The 25,419-nt window shown below is 68.2% G+C and carries 23 protein-coding genes; 11 read left to right on the forward strand and 12 right to left on the reverse strand.

What is annotated here, in order from left to right; all coding sequences use genetic code 11:
* Positions 1-57 precede the first annotated feature (57 nt).
* Complete coding sequence (locus tag GVY41_RS08010) at positions 58-339, forward strand: hypothetical protein (protein WP_161345179.1); 282 nt, start codon at positions 58-60, stop codon at positions 337-339.
* Positions 340-380: 41 nt separating this feature from the next.
* Positions 381-1,262, forward strand: coding sequence for a lysophospholipid acyltransferase family protein (locus GVY41_RS08015; protein ID WP_161345177.1), 882 nt, complete (start codon positions 381-383; stop codon positions 1,260-1,262).
* A 171-nt stretch (positions 1,263-1,433) separates the two neighbouring features.
* On the opposite strand, the gene GVY41_RS08020 is transcribed toward GVY41_RS08015, so the two are convergent.
* A complete protein-coding gene (locus tag GVY41_RS08020) occupies positions 1,434-1,985 on the reverse strand; it encodes a transglycosylase SLT domain-containing protein (RefSeq protein ID WP_229725992.1) in 552 nt (183 codons plus the stop codon).
* Between the two features lie 538 nt (positions 1,986-2,523).
* Between GVY41_RS08020 and gatB the strand changes: the two genes are divergently transcribed.
* Entirely contained in the window at positions 2,524-4,050 is a 1,527-nt protein-coding gene (gatB, locus tag GVY41_RS08025) for an Asp-tRNA(Asn)/Glu-tRNA(Gln) amidotransferase subunit GatB (protein ID WP_161345173.1), read from the forward strand.
* Between the two features lie 12 nt (positions 4,051-4,062).
* Here the strand turns inward: gatB and GVY41_RS08030 are convergent, their stop codons facing one another.
* Positions 4,063-5,688, reverse strand: a complete 1,626-nt coding sequence (locus GVY41_RS08030) for a DNA methyltransferase (protein ID WP_161345171.1) — start codon at positions 5,686-5,688, stop codon at positions 4,063-4,065.
* Between the two features lie 93 nt (positions 5,689-5,781).
* Positions 5,782-6,354, reverse strand: coding sequence for an NAD(P)H-dependent oxidoreductase (locus GVY41_RS08035; RefSeq protein WP_161345169.1), 573 nt, complete (start codon positions 6,352-6,354; stop codon positions 5,782-5,784).
* A 135-nt stretch (positions 6,355-6,489) separates the two neighbouring features.
* Between GVY41_RS08035 and GVY41_RS08040 the strand changes: the two genes are divergently transcribed.
* Positions 6,490-6,978 (forward strand): DUF4177 domain-containing protein, encoded by a 489-nt coding sequence (locus GVY41_RS08040; protein WP_161345167.1) that lies wholly within the window; start codon positions 6,490-6,492, stop codon positions 6,976-6,978.
* On the opposite strand, the gene GVY41_RS08045 is transcribed toward GVY41_RS08040, so the two are convergent.
* The gene (locus GVY41_RS08045; RefSeq protein WP_161345166.1) at positions 6,975-7,229 is read right to left on the reverse strand and encodes a BolA family protein; all 255 of its coding nucleotides are present in this window, start codon (positions 7,227-7,229) and stop codon (positions 6,975-6,977) included. The genes GVY41_RS08040 and GVY41_RS08045 overlap by 4 nt on opposite strands.
* 114 nt (positions 7,230-7,343) lie before the next feature.
* Here GVY41_RS08045 and GVY41_RS08050 point away from each other — a divergent pair, with 114 nt between their 5' ends.
* The 7 genes from GVY41_RS08050 to GVY41_RS08080 all read left to right on the forward strand — a co-directional run bounded on the left by GVY41_RS08050 (position 7,344) and on the right by GVY41_RS08080 (position 15,435).
* Positions 7,344-7,982: a J domain-containing protein gene (locus GVY41_RS08050; protein WP_161345164.1), complete on the forward strand. Its 639-nt coding sequence runs from the start codon at positions 7,344-7,346 to the stop codon at positions 7,980-7,982.
* Positions 7,983-8,193: 211 nt separating this feature from the next.
* A complete protein-coding gene (cobS, locus tag GVY41_RS08055; protein WP_161345162.1) occupies positions 8,194-9,168 on the forward strand; it encodes a cobaltochelatase subunit CobS in 975 nt (324 codons plus the stop codon).
* A 66-nt stretch (positions 9,169-9,234) separates the two neighbouring features.
* A complete protein-coding gene (gene cobT, locus GVY41_RS08060; RefSeq protein ID WP_161345160.1) occupies positions 9,235-11,115 on the forward strand; it encodes a cobaltochelatase subunit CobT in 1,881 nt (626 codons plus the stop codon).
* A gap of 3 nt (positions 11,116-11,118) precedes the next feature.
* Complete coding sequence (locus tag GVY41_RS08065) at positions 11,119-12,933, forward strand: aminopeptidase P family protein (protein ID WP_161345158.1); 1,815 nt, start codon at positions 11,119-11,121, stop codon at positions 12,931-12,933.
* A gap of 63 nt (positions 12,934-12,996) precedes the next feature.
* The gene (locus GVY41_RS08070; protein WP_161345156.1) at positions 12,997-13,338 is read left to right on the forward strand and encodes a DUF427 domain-containing protein; all 342 of its coding nucleotides are present in this window, start codon (positions 12,997-12,999) and stop codon (positions 13,336-13,338) included.
* Between the two features lie 325 nt (positions 13,339-13,663).
* Entirely contained in the window at positions 13,664-15,049 is a 1,386-nt protein-coding gene (locus GVY41_RS08075) for an FAD-binding oxidoreductase (RefSeq protein ID WP_161345154.1), read from the forward strand.
* On the forward strand, positions 15,046-15,435 hold the full coding sequence (locus GVY41_RS08080; protein WP_161345152.1) for a Cif family virulence factor: 390 nt from the start codon (positions 15,046-15,048) through the stop codon (positions 15,433-15,435). Before GVY41_RS08075 ends, GVY41_RS08080 begins: the two co-directional genes overlap by 4 nt.
* Before the next feature lie 76 nt (positions 15,436-15,511).
* Here GVY41_RS08080 and recN read toward each other — a convergent pair whose 3' ends face one another.
* The 8 genes from recN to murB form a co-directional block, all read right to left on the reverse strand.
* The gene (gene recN, locus GVY41_RS08085) at positions 15,512-17,161 is read right to left on the reverse strand and encodes a DNA repair protein RecN (RefSeq protein ID WP_161345150.1); all 1,650 of its coding nucleotides are present in this window, start codon (positions 17,159-17,161) and stop codon (positions 15,512-15,514) included.
* Between the two features lie 17 nt (positions 17,162-17,178).
* Positions 17,179-18,021: an outer membrane protein assembly factor BamD gene (locus GVY41_RS08090; RefSeq protein WP_161345148.1), complete on the reverse strand. Its 843-nt coding sequence runs from the start codon at positions 18,019-18,021 to the stop codon at positions 17,179-17,181.
* Between the two features lie 160 nt (positions 18,022-18,181).
* Positions 18,182-19,105 carry a UDP-3-O-acyl-N-acetylglucosamine deacetylase gene (gene lpxC, locus GVY41_RS08095; RefSeq protein WP_161345147.1) on the reverse strand — a complete coding sequence of 308 codons (924 nt, stop codon included), beginning with the start codon at positions 19,103-19,105 and terminating at the stop codon, positions 18,182-18,184.
* 255 nt (positions 19,106-19,360) lie between these two features.
* A complete protein-coding gene (gene ftsZ, locus GVY41_RS08100) occupies positions 19,361-21,031 on the reverse strand; it encodes a cell division protein FtsZ (RefSeq protein ID WP_161345145.1) in 1,671 nt (556 codons plus the stop codon).
* 198 nt (positions 21,032-21,229) lie between these two features.
* Positions 21,230-22,561, reverse strand: coding sequence for a cell division protein FtsA (gene ftsA / locus GVY41_RS08105; protein WP_161345143.1), 1,332 nt, complete (start codon positions 22,559-22,561; stop codon positions 21,230-21,232).
* Positions 22,562-22,595: 34 nt separating this feature from the next.
* Positions 22,596-23,492 (reverse strand): cell division protein FtsQ/DivIB, encoded by an 897-nt coding sequence (locus GVY41_RS08110; RefSeq protein WP_229725993.1) that lies wholly within the window; start codon positions 23,490-23,492, stop codon positions 22,596-22,598.
* Complete coding sequence (locus tag GVY41_RS08115) at positions 23,480-24,394, reverse strand: D-alanine--D-alanine ligase (RefSeq protein WP_170301148.1); 915 nt, start codon at positions 24,392-24,394, stop codon at positions 23,480-23,482. Before GVY41_RS08115 ends, GVY41_RS08110 begins: the two co-directional genes overlap by 13 nt.
* Before the next feature lie 96 nt (positions 24,395-24,490).
* Positions 24,491-25,417, reverse strand: a complete 927-nt coding sequence (gene murB, locus GVY41_RS08120) for a UDP-N-acetylmuramate dehydrogenase (protein ID WP_161345141.1) — start codon at positions 25,415-25,417, stop codon at positions 24,491-24,493.
* Positions 25,418-25,419: the final 2 nt, after the last annotated feature.

Genomic DNA, 25,419 nt, shown 5'->3' on the forward strand with positions numbered 1-25,419 from the left:
CCGGACCCCAATTTCTTCAGCCACAATCCCGCCACAATTCGGCGGCCTCTTTCTGCCATGCGCAGCTCCCGTCCCGACTCCCCTTCAGGCCATCCCGACCCTGCGCTGCGGCCAAGGCCGGCGCAGTATCTGGCACTCTGGGCGGGGCTGCTGGCGGCGCTGTCGCTGTGGCGCATCGGGCTCTGGCCACTGCTGCCCTTCGCGCTGGCGCTGGTCGCGCTGGCGCTGCACAGGCTGGCGGGCCAGCTGAATCTGCCCCAAGGCACCCGGGACACCGCCCATGGCAGGCTTCCGCCGATCCCGCGGCCGGGAACGCGGCCCTCTGGCGCAGGGAACTAAGCTGTCATATTCCTGTTGTCAGCCTGTGTTCGGAGTGTGCCATGCAGGACAAGATCGACCCCTTAATCGCGGAACGCGCGCCGTGGCTCTTCACCGGGCGTCCGCATCATACCGTTGCGCGTCATCTGCTGACCCGGCTTCTGGGCTATCCCAAGACCGTCGCCATCGGCACGGCGGTGGAGCATGAGCCGACGGAGCGCATCATGGCGACCATGGCGCAGATCATCGCGCAGGACGTGCAGGTTACCGGGCTCGACAATATCCCGCGCAACGGCCCGGCGATGGTGGTGGCCAACCACCCGACCGGCATCGCCGATGGCATCATCCTGTGGTCGGTGCTGCAATCGGTGCGCCCCGACCTCTTCATCTATGCCAATTCCGATATCCTGCGGATCCTGCCGCAGATGCAAAGCCTGATCCTGCCGGTGGAATGGCGGATGGACAAGCGCACCCTCGCCAAGACCCGCGAGACGATGACGCTGACCCGCGCCGCGCTGGACCAGGGCCGCCTCGGGGTGATCTTCCCCTCGGGCCGGCTGGCCAAGCGCCGGGGCCTGCGGCTCTACGAACGCGACTGGATGCCCTCGGCCGCAATGATCGCCCGCAAGTTCGACATCCCGGTGGTGCCGCTGAACATCCGCGCCCGCAACTCGGCGCTGTTCTACCTGTTCGACCTGATCCACCCGACCCTGCGCGACATCACCCTGTTCCACGAGACCCTGAACAAGGGCCGCCAGCCCTACCGGGTAACCGTCGGCCGCCCGATCCCGCCCGAGCGCCTGCCCGAAACCTCGGCCGAGGGCATCGAGATGCTGAAGGCGGAAACGCTGGCGCTTGGCCAGCCCGATGGCCGCGGCATCTCGATGATCGACGCAACGCGCAAGCTGCTGCCCAAGCGCCGCCCCGCCGTGATCCGCGGCTGACGGGCCCGCCGGGGCCACACAGCTCCCGCGCGCCCGCGCCTTCCAGCTTTGCATTTCTCAAATATCCTGCGGGGGTGCGGGGGCGCAAAGCCCCCGCGGCCGGCCCCCAAAGCCCCCGGAACGCAAAAGGGCAGGCCGAAGCCCGCCCATCCACCTCAAGTCCCGAAACCCTCAGGTGCGCGAGGCCGGCACCCGGCAATAGGGCTGCGCCTTGGTCCAGGCCGCCATCTCGGCAACCTTGCCCGAAGACCGCATCGGCGCCCAGTCGCGCGCAAGGCCGGCCCAGCCGCCCTGCCCGTTGGACAGGATCGCGCGGTCCTTGCCGACCTGCCGCGCCGCGATCTTCACCGCGCAGGCGAGGTTGGCCGAGCCATCCTTCAACGCGCTCGCCGAGGTCGCCTCGCAATTATAGGCCCGCGCGGTGCCCGGCGCGATCTGCATCAGCCCCAGCCATTGCCCACCGCCGCCACTTGCCTTGGGGTTCCAGGTGCTTTCATGCTTGGCCAGCGCCGAGAGCATCCCCACCCAGAACGCCTCACGCTCTTCCAGCGAAGCCGTCGCGTAGCCCGGGCAGAAGGTGGCGATGTCGGAGGGAACGGTGGTGGCCAGCACGGCCCCGTCGGTTTCCAGCGCGGTCAGCGTCGCCTCGGTCCAGCTCAGCGCCTCGGGGCGATGGTCCCAACGGGTGACCGGCGCGGTGGCCGGAGCCTCGGCCGGCTGCACGCAGGCCGCAAGAAAGACGAACGCACACAGCGCAAACGAACGGGGAAGGCGGAAAGCTGACATTGGACCTGAACAGTGGCACCGGACCCATGCACCCGGCAGCCGCCCTTCTGCCCGCAAACCCCCTAACGAAACAATTCGCGGAAAACCGCTTAGGCGATTCCTTGCTTCCTCGGCGGAAACCCGCGCAAACCTGACAGAAACCGCAGTATTGCGTTAACGGGTTCGGAACCTGTTTTCCGGGAGGACTGGCCCCTTTCTTCCCTTGCCCGGAATCAAGGCGCTTCTGCGCCGCCGGGCAGCGCCCGTCCGCCCCCCCGGGCGGGCGCTTTCCACGCCAGCGCCTAGAACCACGGTGGAGGTGGGCCGCACCATAAAGCGCCTAGAACCCCTGTTGCCCGCCCACCCGGCGGACGGGCCCTGCCCTCTGTTGGGCCGGACTGCCGAAGGAGGCTGCTTCAGACAGCTGCCCCTCCACCCTTGCCCGGCCCGCGCACGCGCCGTATGAAGGCGCGATCCGCAGACATGAGGCACCGACATGCTCGACCTGACCTTCACCGCCCCGCAGCCCAAGGTGATTTCCGGCGCCAAGGCCGAGTGGGAGCTGGTGATCGGGCTCGAAGTCCACGCGCAGGTGGCGTCCAACGCCAAGCTGTTCTCCGGCGCCTCCACCACCTTCGGGGCCGAGCCCAATGCCAATGTCGCCTTCGTCGATGCGGCGATGCCGGGGATGCTGCCGGTGGTGAACGAATTTTGCGTGGCGCAGGCCGTCCGCACCGGGCTGGGTCTGAAGGCCCAGATCAACCTGCGCTCGGCCTTCGACCGCAAGAACTACTTCTACCCCGACCTGCCGCAGGGCTACCAGATCAGCCAGCTCTACCACCCCATCGTCGGCGAGGGCGAAGTCATCGTCGACATGGGCCCCGGCCCCGATGGTAAAACGATCGCCCGCCTCGTCCGCATCGAGCGCATCCACCTCGAGCAGGATGCCGGCAAGTCGATCCATGACATGGACCCGAACATGTCCTTCGTCGACCTCAACCGCACCGGCGTCGCGCTGATGGAGATCGTCTCCCGCCCCGACATCCGCGGGCCCGAAGAGGCCGCGGCCTATGTCGCCAAGCTGCGGCAGATCCTGCGCTATCTTGGCACCTGCGATGGCAACATGCAGAACGGCAACCTGCGCGCCGATGTGAACGTCTCGGTCTGCAAGCCGGGGCAGTATGAGAAATATCAGGCGACCCAGGATTTCAGTCATCTCGGCACCCGCTGCGAGATCAAGAACATGAACTCGCTGCGCTTCATCCAGGCCGCCATCGACTACGAGGCCCGCCGCCAGATCGCGATCCTGGAGGATGGCGGGTCGATCGTGCAGGAAACCCGGCTCTACGATCCCGACAAGGGCGAAACCCGCTCGATGCGGTCCAAGGAAGAGGCGCATGACTACCGCTACTTCCCCGACCCCGACCTCTTGCCACTGGAGATCGAGCAGGCCTGGGTCGATGACATCGCCGCCACCATGCCCGAACTGCCCGACGCCCGCAAAGCCCGCTACATGGGCGATTTCGGGCTGACCGACTATGACGCCTCGGTGCTGACCGCCGAAAAGGAGAACGCCGTCTTCTTCGAGGCGGTAGCCGGGGGCCGCGACGGCAAGACCGCCGCCAACTGGGTCATCAACGAGCTGTTCGGCCGCCTGAACAAGGAAAGCCTGACCATCGCCGAAAGCCCGGTCTCCGCCGCGCAGCTTGGCGGCGTGCTGGACCTGATCGGCTCGGGCGAGATTTCCGGCAAGATGGCCAAGGACCTGTTCGAGATCCTGTGGACCGAAGGCGGCACCCCCGCCGAAATCGCCGCCGCCCGCGGCATGAAGCAGGTCACCGACACCGGCGCCATCGAGGCCGCGGTGGACGCGATCATCGCCGCCAACCCCGCCCAGGTGGAAAAGGCCCGCGCCAATGCCAAGCTCGCCGGCTGGTTCACCGGGCAGGTGCTGAAGGCCACCGGCGGCAAGGCCAACCCGGCCGTGGTGAACGAGATGGTGGCGCGGAAGCTGGGGCTGTAAGGCCCCGGCCCCCTACAGGTCCAGCCGCCCCTGCGCGCCGGGGTCCTTCTCCACCACCGCGCGCTTGAAGGCGTCATCGCGCCGCGCGGGCAGGCGCAGCGCGCGGTCGCGCAGGCGCATCGCCTCCTCCACCGTCACGATCTGCAGCCGCGGCACCGGGGCAAAGCCCGGCAGCTCATACTGCCCCGCCCCTGCCGCCTCGGTCAGCATCGGGCGCGTCGGCTCGGTCAGCGTCAGCAAGATGCCAACCCCCGCCCCCTCGCGCTCGATCACGCCGCGCAGGTCGCGCACCATGCCCACGCCGACATTGCCGCCCGCCTTGACGCTGACGATGGCGCGGCCCTCGGATTTCGCGCCGAACCACAGGTTGCCGTCGATGCCCTTGTCGGCGCCCTTCTTCGACAGGTTGCCCGGCTGCGCCGCAATCAGCGACAGCGCCCATTTTTCGAACTCGTGATACTTGCCCCGCGCCGCCAGCTCGCGCGCGCCGCCAATATCCTGCGGCACGCCGTGGGTGGTGAATTCCACCCCCGGAAAGGCATCGCGCAGCCGCTTTTCGATCAGCCCGATGGCCAGATGGGTCACGTCGATGCCGACCCATTGCCGCCCCAGCTTCTGCGCCGCATGAACGGTGGTGCCGCAGCCGCAGAACGGGTCGAGCACCACATCGCCGGGATTGGAGGAGGCATTGAGAATGCGTTCGAGCAGGGCGACGGGCTTTTGGGTGGGGTAGCCGAGGCGTTCTTTGGCCTGTGAATTGAGCGGCGGAATGTCGTCCCAATAGTTGCTGATAGTGGTTCCTTTGTCATCTTCTGGGCGAAGCTTGCGGCGCGGCCGACCAGTTGACGTCCAATACAGGTTGCCTTTCCTATCGAGCTCTTTCAGCTTCTCGATTTCCATGCGCCATCCGGCGGGACCGGGAGTAAAGCCTTTGTACTCATAGACAAGGTTTTCACGATCTCCCATGCTTCCCGAGCGCATGACTGGCCCATCGTCCCAACGGCCTACTTCGTCGACAAACGCGTACTTCTCCTCGATCTCTGTGCTGGTGAGTGGGCGCATAATACGTTCACGGTAAAGCGGCGCAGACGCAGATTTGACAAAGTAGAAAATCGTGTCCGTGGATTTCCCGAGCTGCTTCACGCCATGCTGAGAACCCTTTGGATTTCTTGAACGAAGCCAGACAATTTCGTTCCGATAATTCGTCGCCCCAAACACCGCATCCAGCAAGATCTTCAGATAGTGGCTCGCCGTCGGGTCGCAGTGCAGGTACAGCGAGCCGGTCGGCTTCAGCACCCGGTGCAATTCGATCAGCCGCACCGCCATCATGGCGAGATAAGCCATCATGTCATTGTCGCCCAGGAAGGACCGGATCGCCCGCAGCATGGTGCTGGCCGCCGCATTGCCGCCCCGCATCACCTCGCCAAAGGCCTCTTCGGCGCTGTCGTTCCAGTGCCAGGTATCGTCAAACGCCTCGATCTGCGCCGCCGATTGCGCGCCGTCGCCGCCCTTGAACAGTACATTGTAGCTGGCATTCGAATTGAACGGCGGGTCGAGATAGATCAGATCGACGCTCTCATCGCGGATGCTCTCGCGCAGCACGGCCAGATTGTCGCCATAGTAAAGATGGTTCGCCATGCCGCCCGCCCCTGCTGCCGCCCGAAGCTTGCCCGCCCCGTGGTCACCAAAGTGTTAACCCGCGCGCGATGGATCGGCAATCAACGGATGGGCTCACCCCCCCTTCGCTCCCAGCTTCCGCATCCGCCCCAGCCAGGCCTCCCGCGCTGCCGCACTCATCCCCTCGACCATGCCCACCCGTGTTTCCCGCACCGGCCTTATGCCCGAGAACCCCAGGATCGACCGCGACAGCTGCGCCGTGCCATGCGCCCCGAACCACAGCCCGTAGACCGGCGCCGGCATCCCCATCGTCACCACGATCCTTGCCGATTTGCCGCACAGGTGCCGCTCCCACCCCTTGGCCCCGCGGCGGAAGGCAAAGTCCTCGCGGAACACATGCTCCAGCCACGCCTTCAGCCGCGCCGGCATCCCGCCCAGCCACAGCGGGAACACCAGCACCAGATGATCGGCCCAGAGGATCGCCGCCTGCCCCTCGGCCGCCCAATCCGGCGGCGGCCCCGTCCACTCGGCGCGCGAGCGCAGCAGCGTCACCGGCGCGGCCCCCACGTCGATGCACCGCACGCCGTGCCCCGCCGCCATCGCCGCGCCGGCATAGGCCTCGGCCAGCGCGTGGCACAAATGCCCCTCGCCGCTGTCCGGATGCCCCTGGATCACGAGGATGTTCATGGCCTTGCCCCTTTGCCCGCCTTTAGGAAGCATGAAACCGCCGAGCCGCCCGCGCCTTGATCTTGCGCAATCGGCGTGGCTGTGGCCCATAGGCAACCGATGCCGCACCGATGGGGCAAGGGAGACGAAGACGTCATGCAGCGATACGAGTACAAGGTGATCCCCGCACCGGGCCGCGGCGAAAAGGTCCGCGGGCTGAAGACCACGGCCGAGCGGTTTGCCCATGCGATGACCGAGTTGATGAACGACATGGCCCGCGACGGCTGGGAATATCTGCGCGCCGACACGCTGCCCTGCGAGGAGCGGTCCGGTTTCACCAGCCGCACCACCACCTATCAGAACCTGCTGACCTTCCGCCGCATCCCCGCCGCCGTCGCCGCGGTGGAAATGCCACGCGCGCTGGCGGCCCCTGCCGCGCCGGCGCCTGCGCCCCAGCAGCGCCCGCTGGTCGCCGCCCCCGGGCTCGGCAGCTTTGGCCAGCCTGCCCGCGCCCCCGAGGCGGACGACATCGCCGAGGACGAGCCCGCCCCGGCCCTGCGCGCCACCGCCCCGCTGGGGGATGCGCCCAAGGTCGAGGCGGCGCCGGAGCCGGGCAAGGCCCCGCGCCTCGGCCCCGCCGACTAGCCCGCGTCCACCGCCAGCGCGTGCAGGCGCGCCATCAGTTCCGGCCCCAGCGCCGCATGCACCGCCCGGTGCCGCGCCAGCCGCGACATCGGCGCCAACTCGCCCGCCCGAATCCGCACCCGGAAATGCGTCTGCCCGCCCTCGCGCCAGCCCCCATGGCCGCGGTGGCTCTCGCTCTCATCGACCACCTCCAGCGCTTCCGGGGCAAAGCGCGCGTCTAACCGCTGGCGTATCTCCTCCGATATCGTCATAACTGCCCCGCCTTCTCGCTATTTTGCACCCGCACCGTCACTGCCCCTTCAAAGCGGCGTGAAAAACCCTAAACTTGCCCTCCCGAGTCGGAAAGGCAGCACCGCAGGGTACCCATGACCAAGAACGACCCCTTCAACTTCGATCTGCGCGTGTCCTCGGACAAGAAGCGCCGCACCAAAGGCAAGCGCGGCATGTCGGGGGCCTTCGAGTCGTCGACCCGCGCCTGCGACCATCCGGGCTGCGCCGAGCAGGGCCAGTACCGTGCGCCCAAATCGCCCGACCATCTGGACGAGTTCTTCTGGTTCTGCCGCGACCATGTGCGCGAATACAACCTTAAGTGGAACTTCTTCCAGGGCACCACCGACGAGGAGTTCCAGAAATTCCTTGAGAAGGACCGGCTCTGGGGCCGCGAGACCAAGCCCTTCGGCCAGCGCCGCGAGGAAGACCGCGCCTGGCAACGCCTCGGCGTCGATGACCCGCTGGAGATCCTCGGCACCAACGCCACCCAGAACCCGGGCCGCGGCGGCGGAACCGGCGCCACCCGCAAGCTGCCCCCGACAGAGCGCAAGGCCATCGAGATCCTCGATGCCCGCGACACCTGGACCAAGCCCGAGATCCGCAAGCAGTACAAAAGCCTGGTCAAGGACCTGCACCCCGACATGAACGGCGGCGACCGCAGCGACGAGGACCGGTTGCAAGAGGTCGTCTGGGCCTGGGACCAGATCAAGGACAGCCGCAACTTCCGCGACTGACCCCACACGCCGGGGCGGCACCCTGCCCCGGCCACCCGCCGCCGCTGCACTGCAGCCCTCGCCCTTGCACCCCCCGCCGATATGTTCCATCAATCCGGGGATCACCGCGCCCCCGGGGGCGTTCGAGGGCCGCGCACGCGCGGGCAAGACAGCGCCAAGCGGCGCAACTGACAAGCGCCTCCCGGCGCAAGGGGCAATGATGGCGGACGGAATGCTGGACAAGAACGCGAAACCCACCGAAGACATCTCGGTCCGCGAGGTCTTCGGGATCGACACCGACATGAAGGTGCGCGGCTTCCCCGACCGCTCGGAACGGGTGCCGGACATCGACAGCACCTACAAGTTCGACCCCGACACCACGCTCGCCATCCTCGCCGGCTTTGCCTATAACCGCCGGGTGATGATCCAGGGCTATCACGGCACCGGCAAGTCGAGCCATATCGAGCAGGTGGCGGCGCGGCTGAACTGGCCTTGCGTGCGCGTGAACCTCGACAGCCATGTCTCCCGGATCGACCTGATCGGCAAGGACGCGATCAAGCTGGTGGACGGCAAGCAGGTCACCGTGTTCCACGAAGGCATCCTGCCCTGGGCCCTGCGCAACCCCACCGCCATCGTCTTCGACGAATACGATGCGGGCCGCGCCGACGTGATGTTCGTGATCCAGCGCGTGCTGGAGGCGGATGGCAAGCTGACGCTGCTCGACCAGAACGAGATCATCACCCCGCACCCGTCCTTCCGCCTGTTTGCCACCGCAAACACCGTCGGCCTTGGCGACACCACCGGCCTCTACCACGGCACCCAGCAGATCAACCAGGGCCAGATGGACCGCTGGAGCCTTGTCTCCACGCTCAACTACCTCAGCCATGACGCCGAGGCGGCGATCGTGCTGGCCAAGAACCCGACCTACAACACGGAAAAGGGCCGCCGCGAGATCAGCCAGATGGTCACCGTCGCCGACCTGACCCGCACCGCCTTCATGAACGGCGACCTCTCTACCGTCATGTCGCCGCGCACCGTCATCACTTGGGCGCAGAACACCCAGATCTTCCGCAATACGGGCTATGCCTTCCGGCTGACCTTCCTGAACAAATGCGACGAGCTGGAACGGCAGACTGTGGCCGAATTCTACCAGCGCTGCTTTGCCGAGGAACTGCCGGAAAGTGCCGCGAGCAAGAGCATCCGCTGAGGGCAAACGTATGTATGGAAACCATACAGGTTCCATACGCTTTCCATATGCGCTGGAGGCGCCGAAATGAAACCTTCGGACAACCCGGCAGACCCGTTCAAGAAGGCCCTCGCCGAGGCAACCAAGACGCTGGCCGACGACCGCGATATCGCGGTCAGCTTCTCGGTCGACCCTCCGGGCATGACCGCGGAAACCATGCGCCTGCCGCAGGTCAGCCGCCGGATGACGCAAGACGAGGTGCTGCTGGCCCGCGGCACCGCCGACGCCTTCGCCCTGCGCCGCCGCCATCACGATGACGGCGTCGCCGCGCGCTATCAGCCGCAGGGCCAGATGGCGCGCGACCTCTACGAGGCGATGGAGAATGCGCGTTGCGAGGCTGTCGGCGCCCGCGACATGCCCGGAACCCTCGGAAATATCGACGCAAAAATCGCGCATGAGGCGGATCGCAAGGGCTATGGCCAGATCCGCGCCGCCGCCGACGCGCCGCTGGCGCAGGCCGCGGGCTACCTCGTGCGGCATCTGGCGACGGGGCGCGACCTGCCCGCCTCGGCCGCCAATGTCATGGAGCTGTGGCGCCCCTTCATCGAACAGCAGGCCGCCGGCACGCTCGATGGCCTGAACGGCAGCCTGTCGGATCAGGCCGCCTTCGCCCGCCTTGCCCGCAAGGTCATCGCCGATCTCGGCTATGGCGACCAACTCGGCGATGACCCCGACGCGGAAGAAGATGAAGACGCCGACCAGCCCGGCGAGGACCAGGACCCCGACACCGGCGACAGCCAGCAATCGGATGAGCAAGACCCCGAGGACAGCGACGCCTCGCCCGAGCGCAGCCAGGAGCAGCAGCAAGACGCCAGCCAGGCCCAGGTCAGCATGGATGACATGGCCGACATGGAGGATGGCGACGAGGCAGAGATGCCTGATGGCGACGCCCCGATGGAGCCGCCGCCCCCCGCCCCCTATTCGGCCGCCGACCCGAACTATTCCGTCTATGCCACGGAGTTCGATGAGGAAATCCGCGCCGAGGATCTGGCCGAACCGGCAGAGCTGGAACGCCTGCGCGCCTATCTCGACCAGCAGCTGGAGCCGCTGAAGGGCGCGGTCAGCCGGCTTGCCAACAAGCTGCAGCGCCGCTTGCAGGCCCAGCAGAACCGCAGCTGGGAATTCGATCTGGAGGAAGGCGTGCTGGACGCGGGGCGCCTTGCGCGCGTCGTGGCGAACCCGACCACGCCCCTCTCGTTCAAGGTCGAGAAGGACACCGAGTTCCGCGATACCGTGGTCACGCTACTGCTCGACAATTCCGGCTCGATGCGCGGCCGCCCGATCTCCATCGCCGCGATCTGCGCCGATGTGCTGGCCCGCACGCTGGAGCGCTGCCAGGTCAAGGTGGAAATCCTCGGCTTCACCACCCGCGCCTGGAAGGGCGGCCAAAGCCGCGAGCGCTGGCTGGCGAACGGCCGCCCGCAGCAACCGGGCCGGCTGAACGACCTGCGCCACATCATTTACAAATCCGCAGACGCGCCCTGGCGGCGGACCCGGCCGAACCTTGGCCTGATGATGAAAGAGGGGCTGCTGAAGGAGAACATCGACGGCGAGGCGCTGGAATGGGCGCATCGCCGGATGATCGGCCGCCCCGAAGTGCGCAAGATCCTGATGGTGATCTCGGATGGTGCGCCGGTGGATGACTCGACGCTCTCGGTCAACCCCGCGAATTATCTGGAAAAACACCTGCGCGACGTGATCGCCATGGTCGAAAAGCGCCGCGCGGTGGAGCTGATCGCCATCGGCATCGGCCATGATGTCACCCGCTATTACCAGCGCGCCGTGACCATCACCGATGTGGAACAGCTGGCCGGCGCGATGACCGAACAGCTCGCCAGCCTGTTCGACAGCGACCCCCGCGCCCGGGCAAGGGTGATGGGCATCAAGCGCTATGCCGGCGGGCGGTAGGGCATGTTCCAGAGCTTCGACGCCCCCACCCGCCCCGAGGACGGCCCGCCGCGCCTCGCCGCCCTACGCGCCCATCTGGCCGCCAAGGGGCTCGACGGCTTCCTGATACCCCGCGCCGATGCCTGGCAGGGCGAATATGTCAGCCCGCATGACGAGCGGCTGTCATGGTTGACCGGCTTCACCGGCTCGGCGGGGTTCTGCATCGTGCTGCCGAATGTGGCGGGGGTGTTCATCGACGGGCGCTACCGGGTGCAGGTGAATGCGCAGGTGGATCCGGCGGCCTTCACTCCGGTGAACTGGCCCGAGACCCGGGCCGCCGACTGGCTGCGCCGGCAGCTGACGGCGGATGCCACCATCGGCTTCGATCCGTGGCTGCATACTCCGAAGGAAATCAAGGAGTTGGAGGCCGGTCTTAAGGGAACCGCGATCCGGCTGGTGCCGGTCGCGAATGCGGTGGATGCAGTCTGGGCGGATCAGCCGGCGCCCGCTTGCGGTAAGATCGCCTCGCAACCTCTGGAATTCGCTGGCGAAAGCGCCGAGGACAAGCTGGCGCGCATCGCCGCCGTCCTGCGCGAGGCAGGCCAAGAGGCAGCAGTGCTGACGGCGCCGGACTCGATCTCGTGGCTGCTGAACATCCGCGGGTCGGACGTGCCGAAAAACCCGGTTGTTCAAGCCTTTGCGATCCTGTCTTCACGCGGAAAACTTGACCTCTTCATCGACCCCGCCAAGCTCGGCGGCGTGACCCTTCCCGCCACCGTTCGCACCCACCGCCCTGACTCGTTGCGCGCCGCGCTGCAAGGGCTGACCGGGCCGGTCAGGATCGACCCGGCCACGGTGCCGGTCTGGGTGGTGCAGGAGCTGCAGGAGGCCGGTCGGCTGCAGGGTGACGGCATCCCCGTCGCCAATGCCGAGGATCCCTGCCTGCTGCCCAAGGCCCGCAAGAACGCCGCCGAGATCGCCGCCACGACCGAGGCGCATCTGCGTGACGGGGCGGCGATGGTGGAGTTCCTGGCCTGGCTCGATGCAGAGGCGCCCAAGGGGCACCTCACCGAGATTGCCGTGGTGACCGCGCTGGAAGGCTTCCGCCGCGCCACCAACGCCCTGCGCGACATCAGCTTCGACACGATCTGCGGCGCGGGGCCGAACGGGGCCATCGTGCATTACCGCGTGACCACCGGCACCGACCGCCCCGTGCGGCCGGGGGAGCTGCTGCTGGTGGATTCGGGCGGGCAGTATGTCGACGGCACCACCGACATCACCCGCACCGTTGCGGTCGGCGAGGTCGGCACGCTGGAGCGCGACTGCTTCACCCGCGTGCTGCAGGGCATGATCGCCATCAGCCGCCTGCGCTGGCCCGCGGGCCGCGCGGGGCGGGATCTGGAAGCGGTGGCGCGCTATCCGCAATGGCTGGCCGGAATGGATTACGACCACGGCACCGGCCACGGCGTCGGAGCCTATCTGTCGGTGCATGAAGGGCCGGCGCGGCTGTCGCGCCTCTCCGAAGTGCCGCTGGAGCCGGGGATGATCCTGTCCAACGAGCCCGGCTATTACCGCGAAGGCGCGTTCGGCATCCGCATCGAGAATCTTGTGGTGGTGGAAGAGGCCCCTGCCCTGCAAGGCGCCGATGACCGCGCGATGCTGGCCTTCCGCACCCTGACATGGGTGCCGATCGACCGGCGGCTGATCGTCGCAGAGAGGCTGGCACCGGGCGAGCGCGATTGGCTGAACGCCTATCATGCCGAGGTGGCCGAGCGGATCGCGCCGCGGGTGACCGAGCCCGCACGGGCGTGGCTGATGGCCGCAACCGCGCCGATCTGACGCAAGTCTGTTACAAACACACTACGATACTGTCCGCTGGGGCACATCACTGGGGGACCGACCATGAACAGCCAGATCCATATCCGCAAGCTGCCGGGCACGCTGGTCGTGCGCGCCGGAGGTGCCGTCTTGGGCGAAAGCGACGCCGCGCTGGAGTTGACCGAGGGCACGCTGCCGCCGGTGATCTACTTCCCGCGGGACGATCTGGCGATGGCGTTCCTGGACGGCTCGGACCGCCGCAGCAGCTGCCCGCGCAAGGGCGAGGCCGAGTATTTCACCATCGCTCTGAACAGCGGCGAGCTGGCCGATGCCGGCTGGAGCTATCCCGCGCCGCTGGCCGAGGCGACGCGGATCGCCGGCCATGTCGCCTTCGACACCGTCCGGGTGACGGTGGAGCGGGTTTAGGGGCGGGTCCCGCCTGTTCTGAAGCCGCATTCCCGGTCAGAGGGCAGCGCCCGTCCGCCGGGTGGGCGAGCTACGCTGGTTCTAGGCACTTTATGGTGCGGCACCTCCCACCGGCGTTCTAGGCACTGGCGGTGAAGAGCGCCCGCCCGAGGGGGCGGACGGGCGCTGCCCGGCGGCGCCAAGGCGCCTTGATTCCGGGCAAGAGAAGAGCGCAAGCCGGACACGGAGCAGAGGATTTCAGCCGAACCCCTCTCCCCCTCCGCGAGGAGGGCTTTTCCCGGCCCCGCCCCGGCCCTAATGTCGCCTCCCGGAAGCCGAGGATGCCATGACCCTGAATGACGCGCTGGACGCCCTGAAACTGCTGCTGGGGGACCGCCTGAGCCTGACCGCGGCGATGCGCGAGCAGCACGGGGCCAATGAGAGCTATTTCCCGCAGATGCTGCCCGATGCGGTAGCCTTCCCCGAGACCACGGCAGAGGTGGCCGAGATCGTGCGGGTCTGCGCCGCGAACGGCGTGCCGGTCACGCCCTGGGGCGCCGGCACCTCGCTGGAGGGGCACGCGCTGGCGGCGCAGGGCGGGATCAGCCTTGATATGGGCCGGATGGCCGCGGTGCTGGAGGTGCTGGCCGATGACCTGCTGGTGGTCGTTCAGCCCGGCATCACCCGCGAGGCGCTGAACACGCATCTGCGCGACACGGGCCTGTTCTTCCCCATCGACCCCGGTGCCAATGCGACCCTTGGCGGCATGGCCGCCACCCGGGCCAGCGGCACCGCCGCGGTGCGCTATGGCACCATGCGCGACAATGTGCTGGCCGCCGAGGTGGTTTTGGCCGATGGGCGGGTGATCCGCACCGGCAGCCGCGCCCGCAAATCCTCGGCCGGATATGACCTGACCGGGCTGTTCGTGGGATCGGAGGGCACGCTGGGGGTGATGACAGAGCTGACGCTGAAGCTGCAGGGCCAGCCAGAGGCGGTCAGCGCCGCGGTCTGCGCCTTTGCCGATCTGGCGGCGGCGGTGGATACGGTGATTTCGACCATCCAGATGGGCATCCCGATTGCCCGCATCGAGTTCGTGGATGCGGCGACGGCGGCGGCGTTCAACGCCTATGCCGGGGCGGATCTGCCCGAGTTGCCGCATCTGATGGTGGAGTTCCACGGCACCGAGGCCGGGGTGCGCGAGCAGGCGGAACGCTTTGGCGAGATCGTGGCCGAGCTTGGCGGCGCGGATTTTGCCTGGGCGGACCTGCCCGAGGACCGCTCGCGACTGTGGAAGATGCGCCACGGCGCCTATCCGGCCTGCCTCGCGCTGCGGCCCGGCAGCATGGGGGTGGTGACGGATATCTGCGTGCCGATCTCGCGCCTGGCGGAAGCGGTGGAGGAGACGCGCAAGGACATTGCCGCGCAGGGAATGATCGGGCCGATCCTGGGGCATGTGGGGGACGGCAATTTCCACGCGATCCTGCTGGTCGACCGCAATGACCCCGAGGAGCTGACCCGCGCCAAGTGGATCGCGGCGCGGATGGCGGCGCGGGCGCACCGGATGGGCGGCACCATGACCGGCGAGCATGGGGTGGGCATGGGCAAACGCCACCTGATGCATGACGAGCATGGCGCGGGCTGGGAGGTGATGGGCGCGATCAAGGCGGCGCTGGACCCGCTCGGGATCCTGAACCCGGGCAAGATCGTTGCCGGTGCCGGAGAGCGGCCATGAGCTTCGGCACGCCCGACCAGTTCTCGCGCGCGTTCTCGCTGGCCTGGGGCAGCCGGGATGTCGGCACGCTGGCGGCGATGTTCGCCGAGGATGCGGACCTCCTGACGCTGACCGGGGCCTGGGCCGAGGGGCGGCAGGCGATCACCGATGTGCTGGCGGGCGAGCTGGCGGGGGCGTTCGCGCGGGCCAAGCTGGTCACGGGCCGCACCAAGTTGCGCGAGCTTGGCACCGGCGGCGCGGTGCTGATGCAGCGCTTCGTGCTGTCGGGGATCCGCCATGCCGATGGCAGCGATGCGGGCCGCGTGGGCGCGGTGCTGAATGCGGTGATGGTGCCGGGCGCGGATGGCTGGCAGGTGGTGTCGGCGAGCTTTACCGTAGAGGGGTGAGGCTTGGGCCGGCCGCCGGGGGCGCTGCCCCCGGACCCCCGGGATATTTCCGCCAGCAAGAATGGGAAGAGGGTGCCTAGCCGTCCAGCAGCGCCCTTGCAGCGTCCCTCGCCGCATCCGTCACGCTTTCCCCCGCCAGCATCCGCGCCAGTTCGTCCACGCGCTCGGAGGGGGACAGCGGCACGACGCTGGAGGTGGTGACCTCGCCCGTGACCCGCTTTTCAACCCGCCAGTGCTGCGCGCCCTTGGCGGCGACCTGGGGCGAGTGGGTGACGACCAGCACCTGCGCGCCCTCGGCGAGGCGGGCGAGGCGGCGGCCGACGGCATCGGCGGTGGCGCCGCCGACGCCGCGGTCGATCTCGTCGAAGATCATCGTCACCGCATCGGCGCCCTGGGCAAGACAGACCTTCAGCGCCAGCAGGAAGCGCGACAGCTCGCCGCCCGAGGCGATGCGGTTCAGGGGCCCTGCGGGCGCGCCGGGGTTGGTGGCGACGGTGAAGGCGACGGCGTCGCGGCCTTCGGGGCCAGCGTCCCCGGGGGTCACGTCGGTGCGGAACACGGCGCGTTCCATCTTCAGCGGGCCAAGCTCGGCGGCCATCGCGAGGTCGAGCCGGCCGGAGGCCTCGCGCCGCGCCTCGGTCAGGGCGGCGGCGGCGGCGTCATAGGCGGCGGTGGCGGTGGCGACCTCGGCCGACAAGGCTCGCAGGTTGCCTTCGCCGCCGTCGATGGCGGAGAGGCGCAGGCGCAGGTCGCCGGCGAAGGTGCCGAGGTCATCGGCGAGGACGCCATGCTTGCGGGCCAGCGCCCGGATGGCGAAGAGGCGTTCCTCGGCCGCCTCCAGCTCGGCAGGGTCGAAGCTGAGGGCGTCGAGGGCCTCCTCTACCCCCTGCGCGGCGTCGGCCAGCTCGATGGTGGCGCGGGTCAGGGCGGCCATGGGGGCGTCCAGTCGGCCGTCGGCGGCCTCGGCGGCACCGTCGAGCCAGCGGGTGGCGTCGCGCATCAGCCCCTCGGCGCCGTCATTGCCGAGGGCGTGGACGGCGCGCAGCACATCCTCGCGGATACGGGCGGCGCCCTGCATGGCGCGGCGGCGGGTGTCGAGGCTGGCTTCCTCGCCGGGCTGGGGATCGAGCTTGTCGAGTTCGGCCACCGCATGGCGCAGGTAGTCTTCCTCACCCTTGGCCGCGGCCAGTGCCGCCTCGGCCGCGGCCATGCGCTTGCGGGCGGCGGCGAGGGCGGACCATGCGGCGCGGGTCGCGGCGCGCAGAGGATCGGTGGCGGCGAAACTGTCCAGCAGGGTGCGGTGGCCGCGCGGATCCAGCAGGCCGCGGTCGTCATGCTGGCCGTGAAGTTCGACCAGCGTGTCCGACAGCGCCCGCAGCACCTCGCCGCTGGTGCGGCGGTCGTTGACATAGGCGGTCTTGCGGCCATCGGCGGCATTGACGCGGCGCAGGATCAGCTCGTCCTCGGGCGCAAGGCCCGCCTCCTCCAGCACGGCGCGGGCGGCATGGCCCACCGGCAGGTCGAAGACCGCCGTCACCTCGCCCTGCGCGGCCCCGGCCCGCACCAGTTCGGCGCGGCCGCGCCAGCCAAGCACGAAGCCAAGCGCATCGAGAAGGATGGATTTCCCCGCCCCGGTCTCACCGGTCAGCACGTTGAGGCCGGGATGAAAATCGAGCGACAGACGCTCGATGATCAGCATGTCGCGGATGTCGAGGCTGCGCAGCATCGACCCGGTCCCCCGGCTTACAGCCACGCGCCCTTGACCACCTGCCGATAGACCCCGGCCAGCCAGCTGTCGCCCTTGGCTTCCATGCTCAGGCCGCGGCCGGTCAGCAGCTTGAAGCTGTCCTGATACCATTCGGTGGACTGGAAGTTGTAGCCAAGGATCGCGCCCGCCGTCTGCGCCTCATCCGTCAGACCCAGCGACAGGTAGGATTCGACCAGCCGGTGCAGAGCCTCGGGCGTGTGGGTGGTGGTCTGGAACTCTTCGACCACGATGCGGAAGCGGTTGATCGCCGCCGAATAATGCCCGCGCTTGAGGTAGTAGCGCCCGATTTCCATTTCCTTGGCGGCGAGATGGTCGAAGGCGAGGTCGAACTTCAGCATCGCCGAACGGGCATATTCGCTGTCGGGATATTGCTCGATCACCACGCGCAGCGCCTGCAGGGCCTGGAAGGTCAGGCCTTGGTCGCGGCCGATATCGTCGATCTGGTCGTAATAGGACAGGGCAAGCAGATACTGCGCATAGGCGGCATCCTCTTCGGCCGGGTAGAAGTCGATATAGCGCTGTGCCGCCGCGCGGCTGTTTTCATAGTCGCGGTCGGAATGGAAGGCGAAGGCCTGCATGATCAGCGCGCGCTTGGCCCATTCGGAATAGGGATAGAGCCGCTCGACCTCGGAGAACAGCTGCGCAGCCACTTCGGGCTCGCCATTGGTCTCGAGTTCGAATTCGGCTTTCTGGTAGATCTGCTCGGCCGTGAGGTCCTCGATCGGCACCTCGCGCTGCCGGCCGCCACCACATGCTGCCAAGGTCGCTGCAAGCACAAGGCCCGCCGCAAGGTTTGCCGCTCTACGACCGCGCGCCATGACCTGCCTATCCCGTTCCTGCTTCACGTTATCCCAGCCTTCGCGGCTTGTTCCCGCGGCCTTCCCCCCGGTGCCCCACGCACCCGGAGACGCCGGTTCCGCCCCGTCCTAGCACAGAAAAATCCGGGGCGCAAAACGCCTTTCGCACCTTTAGGTCAGGTCATGCGAAGGCGGGGAGGTCTTCCATCGACAGGCCGGCGCCGGGCAAGAACGACTCGGCCTCGCGGCCCAGTTCGACCATGCAGAATGCCTCGGGGCGGCGGAACAGCTCGCGCAGCAGACGGTTGGTCAGCGCATGGCCGGCGCGGTGGCCGACATAGCGGCCAAGGATCGGGCCGCCCGCCAGCGCCAGATCGCCAAGCGCGTCCAGCATCTTGTGGCGCACAGGCTCATCGGCATGGCGCAGGCCGCCGGGCGACAGCACCCGGTCGCCATCGACGACGACGGCATTGTGATAGGTGCCGCCAAGGGCGAGGCCGTTGGCCTGCATGGTTTCCACATCGGCGCGGCGGCAGAAGGTGCGGCTGTCCGAAAGCTCGCGCACGAAGGCGCCATTGGCCAGCGTCAGCTGCTTGGTCTGGCGGCCGATGGCGCGGTCGGTGAAGTCGATGTCGAACCGCATGTCGAGCGCATCGCCGCCCGGCTCCAGCCGCGCCACGGCCTCGCCGTCGCGCACTTCCACGGTGGCCAGGATGCGCAGGGCGCGCACGGGTACGTCCAACTCGCGCAGGCCGCGGGCCATGATGCCGGCGACGAAGGGCGCGGCCGATCCATCGAGGATCGGCACTTCCGGCCCGTCGATCTCGATCAGCGCGTTATGGATGCCGGTGCCAGCCAGCGCGGCCATGATATGCTCGATGGTCGAGACGGTGGTGCCGGCGCGGTTGGCGATGAGCGTGCAGAGCCGCGAGGCGACGACCGCGTCCCAGCGGGCCGGGATCAGCGGGTCGAGCCGGTCGATATCAGTGCGGCGGAACCAGATCCCGTAATTGGCCGAGGCGGGGTGGATCGTCATGCGGACCGGCGCGCCGGAGTGAAGGCCGACGCCCTTGAAAGTCACTGCGGAACGGATCGTTGTCTGCACGGGCTCTACCTCTGGTCTGCTGCACGAGGTTTCCCCCCGTCGCGGGCTGCGCTGTCTGCGGAGTGACTGCGGCAAGACTGGAGTTAGGACGGGGCCGGCGTCAGCACAATTCACTGTTTGCAACGCAATGAAATATTAACGAACAGTTTGGGCGGCATCTTGCCCGGCTCCGTGCCGCAGCGCGGCAAGCAGTTGTCAAAAAACGAAAAAGGCCGGATTGCTCCGGCCTTCTTGCAACATGATCTGTGATCGGCCTCAGTTCGCCTGGCGGCGCAGGAAGGCCGGAATCTCGATGCGGTCGTGATCGGGATCTGCATCTTGCTCGTCATCATAGGCCGAGGTGACGGGCGGCTGCTGCCGCATCGGCGGGGCCGAGCGCTCTGCCTGTTCCGCCGGGGCGCCGGTCATGCGGTTGATCAGCGAGTTGATTCCGAAGCGCGGCTTGTCGGCCTGCGGGGCCGGCTGGGGCGCATGCTGCGGAGCGCGCGGCTGCGGCGCGGCGGCGCGCTGCACCGGGCCGCGGGGCGCGGTGCCACCGCCGGCGGGGGCCTTCTGCACAGCGGCCTGCAGGCGAGCCAGCGCTTCCGGCGACGGCGTGCCGGGCGATCGCGGACGCGGGGCGACGAAGGCCGAGGCGTCGTCATCCACATAGACGTCGCGCATGGTCTGCTGCGGCGCGGGCTGCGGGCGGTAGGCCGGGGCCGGCATCTCGTCTTCGGCCAGTTGCTCGGTCAGCTCTTCCTCGAAGGTCTTGGGCGCGAAGCCGTGGAAGCTTTCCTGCGGGTCATGCTGCTCGGCCGCGCGGGACGGCTGCGGCGCGGGGGCCTGGGCGGCCACCGGCTGCGGGGCCGGTTGCGGCGCCCGCTGCTGCGGGGCCGGCTGCGGGGCGGGCTGATGCTGCTGCGGCTGCAGCGGCTTGGCCATCCCGCGGCGCGGCACCGGAACCTCGGCAGCCTGCGGCGCGGCATCGATTCCGGTTGCCACGACCGACACGCGCATCGTGCCTTCCATGTCGGGATCGAGCGTCGAGCCGACGATGATGTTCGCGTCCGGGTCCACTTCCTCGCGGATGCGGTTCGCGGCCTCGTCCAGTTCGAACAGGGTCAGGTCATAGCCGCCGGTGATGTTGATCAGCACGCCCTTGGCGCCGCGGAGCGAGATTTCGTCCAGCAGCGGGTTGGCGATGGCCTTCTCGGCCGCCTGGACGGCGCGGTCTTCGCCGCTGGCATCGCCGGTGCCCATCATCGCCTTGCCCATCTCGTCCATCACCGAGCGCACGTCGGCGAAGTCGAGGTTGATGAGGCCGGGGCGGACCATCAGGTCGGAAATGCCCTTCACGCCTTGGTACAGCACGTCATCGGCCATCGCGAAGGCCTCGGTGAAGGTGGTCTTTTCATTCGCCAGCCGGAACAGGTTCTGGTTGGGGATGATGATGAGCGTGTCGACGACCTTCTGCAGCGCCTCGACGCCGGCCTCGGCCTGGCGCATCCGCTTGGAGCCTTCGAACTGGAACGGCTTGGTGACAACGCCAACCGTCAGCACGCCCAGTTCCCGCGCCGCTTGCGCGATGATCGGGGCCGCGCCGGTGCCGGTGCCGCCGCCCATGCCGGCGGTGATGAAGCACATATGCGCGCCGGCCAGGTGATCGACGATCTGCTCGATCGATTCCTCGGCCGCGGCGGCGCCGACCGTCGGGCGCGCACCGGCGCCCAGACCCTCGGTCACCTTCATGCCGATCTGGATGCGGGCGGCGGCGCGGCTTTGCTGCAGCGCCTGGGCGTCGGTGTTCGCCACGACGAACTCGACCCCCTCCAGCTGTTTGTCGATCATGTTGTTGACGGCGTTGCCGCCAGCACCACCGACGCCAAAGACCGTGATCCGCGGCTTCAGCTCTTCGTGATCGCTCATCATCAGGTTCAATGTCATCGGTCTGGTCCGCCTGTCTTGTTCTGCCCGACCTCTGCCGCCGATTTGCCCCCGGCGCCCGGTCGTTTTACCCCGCACTCTTATGATTCTAGCGCTCATTGGCCAGAACGTCACGGAAAAAACAAAAAACAGCGCAAAATATAGCGTTCGCCGGGGTGACCCCAGCGGTATTTCGCCGAAGCACCCTGTATCTAGCTGTTACCAGTTGTCACGGAACCATTTGACCGCCCGCTTGAGCGATCGCGCCGGGTAGCGTTCGGCCGGGATCTCGAAATCCCACCATTCATCCTGCGGATGCGCGGCAAAGAGGCACAGGCCGACGGAAGAGGCAAAGGCCGATCCCGTGGCCGCCTGCGGCAGGCCCTGCACGCGCAAGGGACGGCCAAGGCGCACGTTCTGGCCAAGGATCCGCGCTGCCAGACCGTCCAGCCCGGGGATCTGGCTGGCACCGCCGGTCAGCACGATCTGCTGGCTGGGAAGGCTGTCGAAGCCCGCCGCATCCAGACGGGCGCGCACTTCCTCAAGGATCTCCTCGACGCGCGGGCGCATGATGCCGATCAGCTCGGCGCGGCTGACCTTGCGGCGGTCGCGCTCCCAATCGCCACTGTCGCCGCCAATCTCGATCATCTCGCGGTCATCCATGCCGGTGGCCATCACCCCGCCATAGAAGGTCTTGATGCGCTCGGCGGTGGCCATCGGCACCTGAAGGCCCTTGGCGATGTCCGAGGTGACGTGGTCGCCGCCCATGCGGACGCTATCGGCATAGATCATGTGCTTCTTGATGAAGATCGACAGGCCGGTGGCGCCGCCGCCCATGTCGATGCAGGCCGCGCCGAGCTCCTGCTCATCCTCAACGAGGCTGGCGATCCCGGCGACATAGGCCGACGAGGCCAGCCCCGCCAGTTCCAGATCGCAGCGCTTGATGCAGTAGAGCAGGTTCTGCAGCGCCGTGGTCTCCACCGTCAGCAGGTGCATGTCGCAGGCAAGCCGGTGACCATTCTGCCCGCGCGGATCGGCCAAGCCAGAGCGGTGATCGAGCGCGAAGTTCACCGGCTGCGCGTGCAGCACCTCACGCTCCGACCCGTAGTCAGGCACGTCGCAGGCGGCCAGGACGCGGGCCACGTCTTGTTCGGTCACCTGTTCGGCGGCAATCTCGATATCGCCGGCCAGGCCATAGCTGCGCGGGCGGGCGCCCGACAGGCAGGCGATGACATGGTCAACACGGACATTCGCCATTTTCTGCGCGGCCTGAACGGCGGTGCGGATCGCGCGCTCGGTTTCCTGCATCGCGTCGATCTCGCCAAAGCGCACGCCGCGCGAGCGGGTGGTGGCCGCGCCGATCACCCGGAACGAGGATTGCCCGGCCATCGAGCCAAGCCCGTCCTCGCGGAACCGTTCCGGCCCGTCGAAACGCAGCACGAGGCAGGCGATCTTCGAGGTGCCGACATCGAGAATGGCGATCACGCCCCGCTGCATGGCGGCGCGGCGCATGTTCCGCATGGCCCGTTGCGACTGGTAGAGATCCGTCATTGTTCTGCCCTCATGACCTTGCCATCCGCCTGCATCAGTTGCCCGCCAGTTCGCCCGAGATCCGCGTGACGGGCGTCGGCTCTTCGCCCCGAAGCCGGGCCAGCGCGTCGCCCGCAAGACGCAGCGTCGGGCGCTGCATGTTGCGCATGTCCACCACCGTCAGGTCGCGTTCGAGAATGTCTTCGGCCTGGTCGAGGGCGATCACCCGTTCCAGCGCCGCCACCGGCTCGTCCTCGGGCAGCTGGATGCGCTGCTCGCGGTCCAGCACCAGATCCCACCGCCGCTCACCCATCCGCACCAGCCCGCGGATGCGGCCGGCGATCGGCTCGGCCGCGGCCATCAGCGCCAGCGCCTCGGGCACGGCCCTGTCGGCACCGTCGCCCGCCACCAGCGCCAGATCGGGGCGCGCGTCGCGGCCCGTCAGCCCGGCGATGCGGTGGCCGGTGTCATCGAGCAGATACAGCCCCTGCGCCGAGCGCCAGACCATCGCGGGGTCGCGTTCCGTCACATCGACCTGCAAGATGCCGCCGGCGCGGATGCGCAGGTCGGCGGACTTCACCGCGTCGATGGTTTCGACCTGCGCCCGCATCGCCTCGAGGTCGAGCGAGAAGGACGAGACCGGAAACTCCACCACCACCAGATTGCGGATCGCGGCGGCCAGCGGGTCGGACGCGCCATCGACGGCCATCAGCGTGACCATGAATTCCGGGCGTTCCTGCACGGATTTGGTCATCGCGGCGACCTTGTCGCCAAGCGCGGCGCGGCGGGTATCGTCGGACAGGTAAAGGCCAAAGCCCATCGTCACCACGAAGGCCGGCATCCCCACCCGCAGCAGCGCCCGGAACACCGGCGTCAGCCACAGCCGGTGCATCCGGTAGGCGGCCCGGCTGGGGGCGGGATCGCGGCGCAGGGGCGCGGTTACCTGTTGCAAGAGGCATCCTCCACGATCCAGCGGCAGAGCGCGGGGAAATCGAAGCCCTGATGCTGCGCCTGTTCGGGCGCCAGCGAGGTCGGCGTCATGCCCGGCTGGGTGTTGGTTTCCAAGAGCACGAGCCCGGCGAGCCCGCGCGAGGCGTCCCACCGCAGATCGGTGCGCGACAGGCCACGGCAGCCAAGCGCGCGGTGGGCGCGCAGCGCGTAGTCGAGGCAGGCATCGGTGATCTCGTCCGGCAGGTCGGCCGGCAGGATATGGCTGGACCCGCCCGGCGCGTATTTCGCGTGATAGTCGTACCAGCCCGCGGTCACGATCTCGGTCACGCACAGCGGCCGGTCGCCAAGCACCGAACAGGTCAGCTCGCGCCCCGGGGCATAGGTTTCGACCATCACCGTCTCGGGCATCTCGTCCGAGAGCTGCGGCGGGCCGTTGGAGTCGGCATGGACGATGTAGATCCCGACCGAGGAGCCTTCGTTGTTGGGCTTCACCACGTAGGGCGCGGGCAGCACATGGGCGGCCATCACCTCGGCCTTGGCGGCCAGCACGCTGTCCACCACCGGCAGCCCGGCGGCGCGGAAGGCGGCCTTGGCGCGGGTCTTGTCCATCGCCAGCGACGAGGCCAGCACGCCCGAATGGGTATAGGGCAGGCCCAGCCATTCCAGCATCCCCTGCACGCAGCCATCTTCGCCCCAGCGGCCATGCAGGGCGTTGAACACCACGTCGGGGGCAATCTCGGCCAGCCGCGCGGGAAGGTCGCGGCCGGCATCAAGCTCGACCACTTCAAACCCTGCCACCCGCAGTGCGGTTGCGCATTCACGCCCCGAGGACAGGGACACCTCGCGCTCGGCCGAGGGTCCGCCCATCAGCACCGCCACCTTGGGGGTTGTCCTGCTCGACATACCCGCCACGTTCGCCATTTCCGGGATCTTTTGCGACCCCTTGATATTATTCGCTTTTAGTCAACACGGCCCTTGCCTGAATGCCGCGCCCCGGCGTTACGGTTCCCCGATACGCATGATTTCCCACTGTAGCGAAATTCCCGAGTGCTGCAAAACCTTTTTGCGCACCTCCTCGCCCAGGCCCTCCAGATCGGCGGCGGTGGCGCCCCCGGCATTGATCAGGAAATTGGGGTGCTTTTCCGACATCTGCGCCCCGCCAAGCCGTGCGCCGCGCAGGCCCGCCTCGTCGATGACCTTCCAGGCCTTGAGGTCGTGGATGTCATCGGCCCGCCCGGTCGAGGAGAAGCCGGCGGGGTTGCGGAAGGTCGATCCGGCGCTGCGGTCCTTCACCGGCTGGCTGGCATCGCGGCGGGCAAGCTGTTCGTCCATCCGCGCGGCCAGCTCTGCCGGGTCACCGGCGGGGGCGGCGAAGGTCGCCTCCACCAGCACCCAGCCTTCGGGCAGATGCGAGTGGCGGTAGCCAAAGCGCAGGTCGCCCGGGGTCAGCGTCACGGCCTCGCCCGTGCGCGTCAGGGCACGGGCCGAGATCAGGTGGTCGGCGACATAGCTGCCATAACAGCCGGCATTCATCCGCACTGCGCCGCCGATGCTGCCGGGGATGGTGCGCAGGAAGGTCAGGTCCAGCCCCGCCTCGGCACTGCGGCGCGCGACATGGGCATCCAGCGCGGCGGCGCCGACCGTCACCTGCCCGTCCGCCACGGTGATGGAGTTGAAGCCGCGGCCGAGCCGGATCACCACCGCCCGCAACCCGCCATCGCGCACGATCAGGTTCGACCCCACGCCCATCGGGAAGACCGGCACCGCGGGGCCAAGCGCGGCGAGGAACTGCGCCAGATCCTCGGCATCCGCGGGTTGGAACAACCAGTCCGCGGGGCCTCCAACGCGCAGCCAGGTCAGATCGGCCAAAGGGCGGTTCGGCGTCAGGGTGCCGCGAACGGGGATGTCATCGGGAAAGGCAGGCATGG

Origin of the sequence: Frigidibacter albus (genome assembly GCF_009908165.1) — a bacterium.
GTDB lineage: Bacteria > Pseudomonadota > Alphaproteobacteria > Rhodobacterales > Rhodobacteraceae > Frigidibacter > Frigidibacter albus.

Bases quoted from the DNA above. Each gene is read 5' to 3' on its own strand.
- GVY41_RS08010 (WP_161345179.1), top strand. From the start codon at position 58: ATGCGCAGCTCCCGTCCCGACTCCCCTTCAGGCCATCCCGACCCTGCG.
- GVY41_RS08035 (WP_161345169.1), bottom strand. From the start codon at position 6,354: ATGAACATCCTCGTGATCCAGGGGCATCCGGACAGCGGCGAGGGGCAT.
- cobS (WP_161345162.1), top strand. From the start codon at position 8,194: ATGCTGGACAAGAACGCGAAACCCACCGAAGACATCTCGGTCCGCGAG.
- ftsA (WP_161345143.1), bottom strand. From the start codon at position 22,561: ATGACGGATCTCTACCAGTCGCAACGGGCCATGCGGAACATGCGCCGC.
- gatB (WP_161345173.1), top strand. From the start codon at position 2,524: ATGCTCGACCTGACCTTCACCGCCCCGCAGCCCAAGGTGATTTCCGGC.
- GVY41_RS08040 (WP_161345167.1), top strand. From the start codon at position 6,490: ATGCAGCGATACGAGTACAAGGTGATCCCCGCACCGGGCCGCGGCGAA.
- GVY41_RS08045 (WP_161345166.1), bottom strand. From the start codon at position 7,229: ATGACGATATCGGAGGAGATACGCCAGCGGTTAGACGCGCGCTTTGCC.
- GVY41_RS08080 (WP_161345152.1), top strand. From the start codon at position 15,046: ATGAGCTTCGGCACGCCCGACCAGTTCTCGCGCGCGTTCTCGCTGGCC.
- cobT (WP_161345160.1), top strand. From the start codon at position 9,235: ATGAAACCTTCGGACAACCCGGCAGACCCGTTCAAGAAGGCCCTCGCC.
- GVY41_RS08065 (WP_161345158.1), top strand. From the start codon at position 11,119: ATGTTCCAGAGCTTCGACGCCCCCACCCGCCCCGAGGACGGCCCGCCG.
- ftsZ (WP_161345145.1), bottom strand. From the start codon at position 21,031: ATGACATTGAACCTGATGATGAGCGATCACGAAGAGCTGAAGCCGCGG.
- GVY41_RS08115 (WP_170301148.1), bottom strand. From the start codon at position 24,394: ATGTCGAGCAGGACAACCCCCAAGGTGGCGGTGCTGATGGGCGGACCC.
- GVY41_RS08075 (WP_161345154.1), top strand. From the start codon at position 13,664: ATGACCCTGAATGACGCGCTGGACGCCCTGAAACTGCTGCTGGGGGAC.
- GVY41_RS08090 (WP_161345148.1), bottom strand. From the start codon at position 18,021: ATGGCGCGCGGTCGTAGAGCGGCAAACCTTGCGGCGGGCCTTGTGCTT.
- GVY41_RS08070 (WP_161345156.1), top strand. From the start codon at position 12,997: ATGAACAGCCAGATCCATATCCGCAAGCTGCCGGGCACGCTGGTCGTG.
- GVY41_RS08050 (WP_161345164.1), top strand. From the start codon at position 7,344: ATGACCAAGAACGACCCCTTCAACTTCGATCTGCGCGTGTCCTCGGAC.
- GVY41_RS08030 (WP_161345171.1), bottom strand. From the start codon at position 5,688: ATGGCGAACCATCTTTACTATGGCGACAATCTGGCCGTGCTGCGCGAG.
- murB (WP_161345141.1), bottom strand. From the start codon at position 25,417: ATGCCTGCCTTTCCCGATGACATCCCCGTTCGCGGCACCCTGACGCCG.
- recN (WP_161345150.1), bottom strand. From the start codon at position 17,161: ATGCTGCGCAGCCTCGACATCCGCGACATGCTGATCATCGAGCGTCTG.
- GVY41_RS08015 (WP_161345177.1), top strand. From the start codon at position 381: ATGCAGGACAAGATCGACCCCTTAATCGCGGAACGCGCGCCGTGGCTC.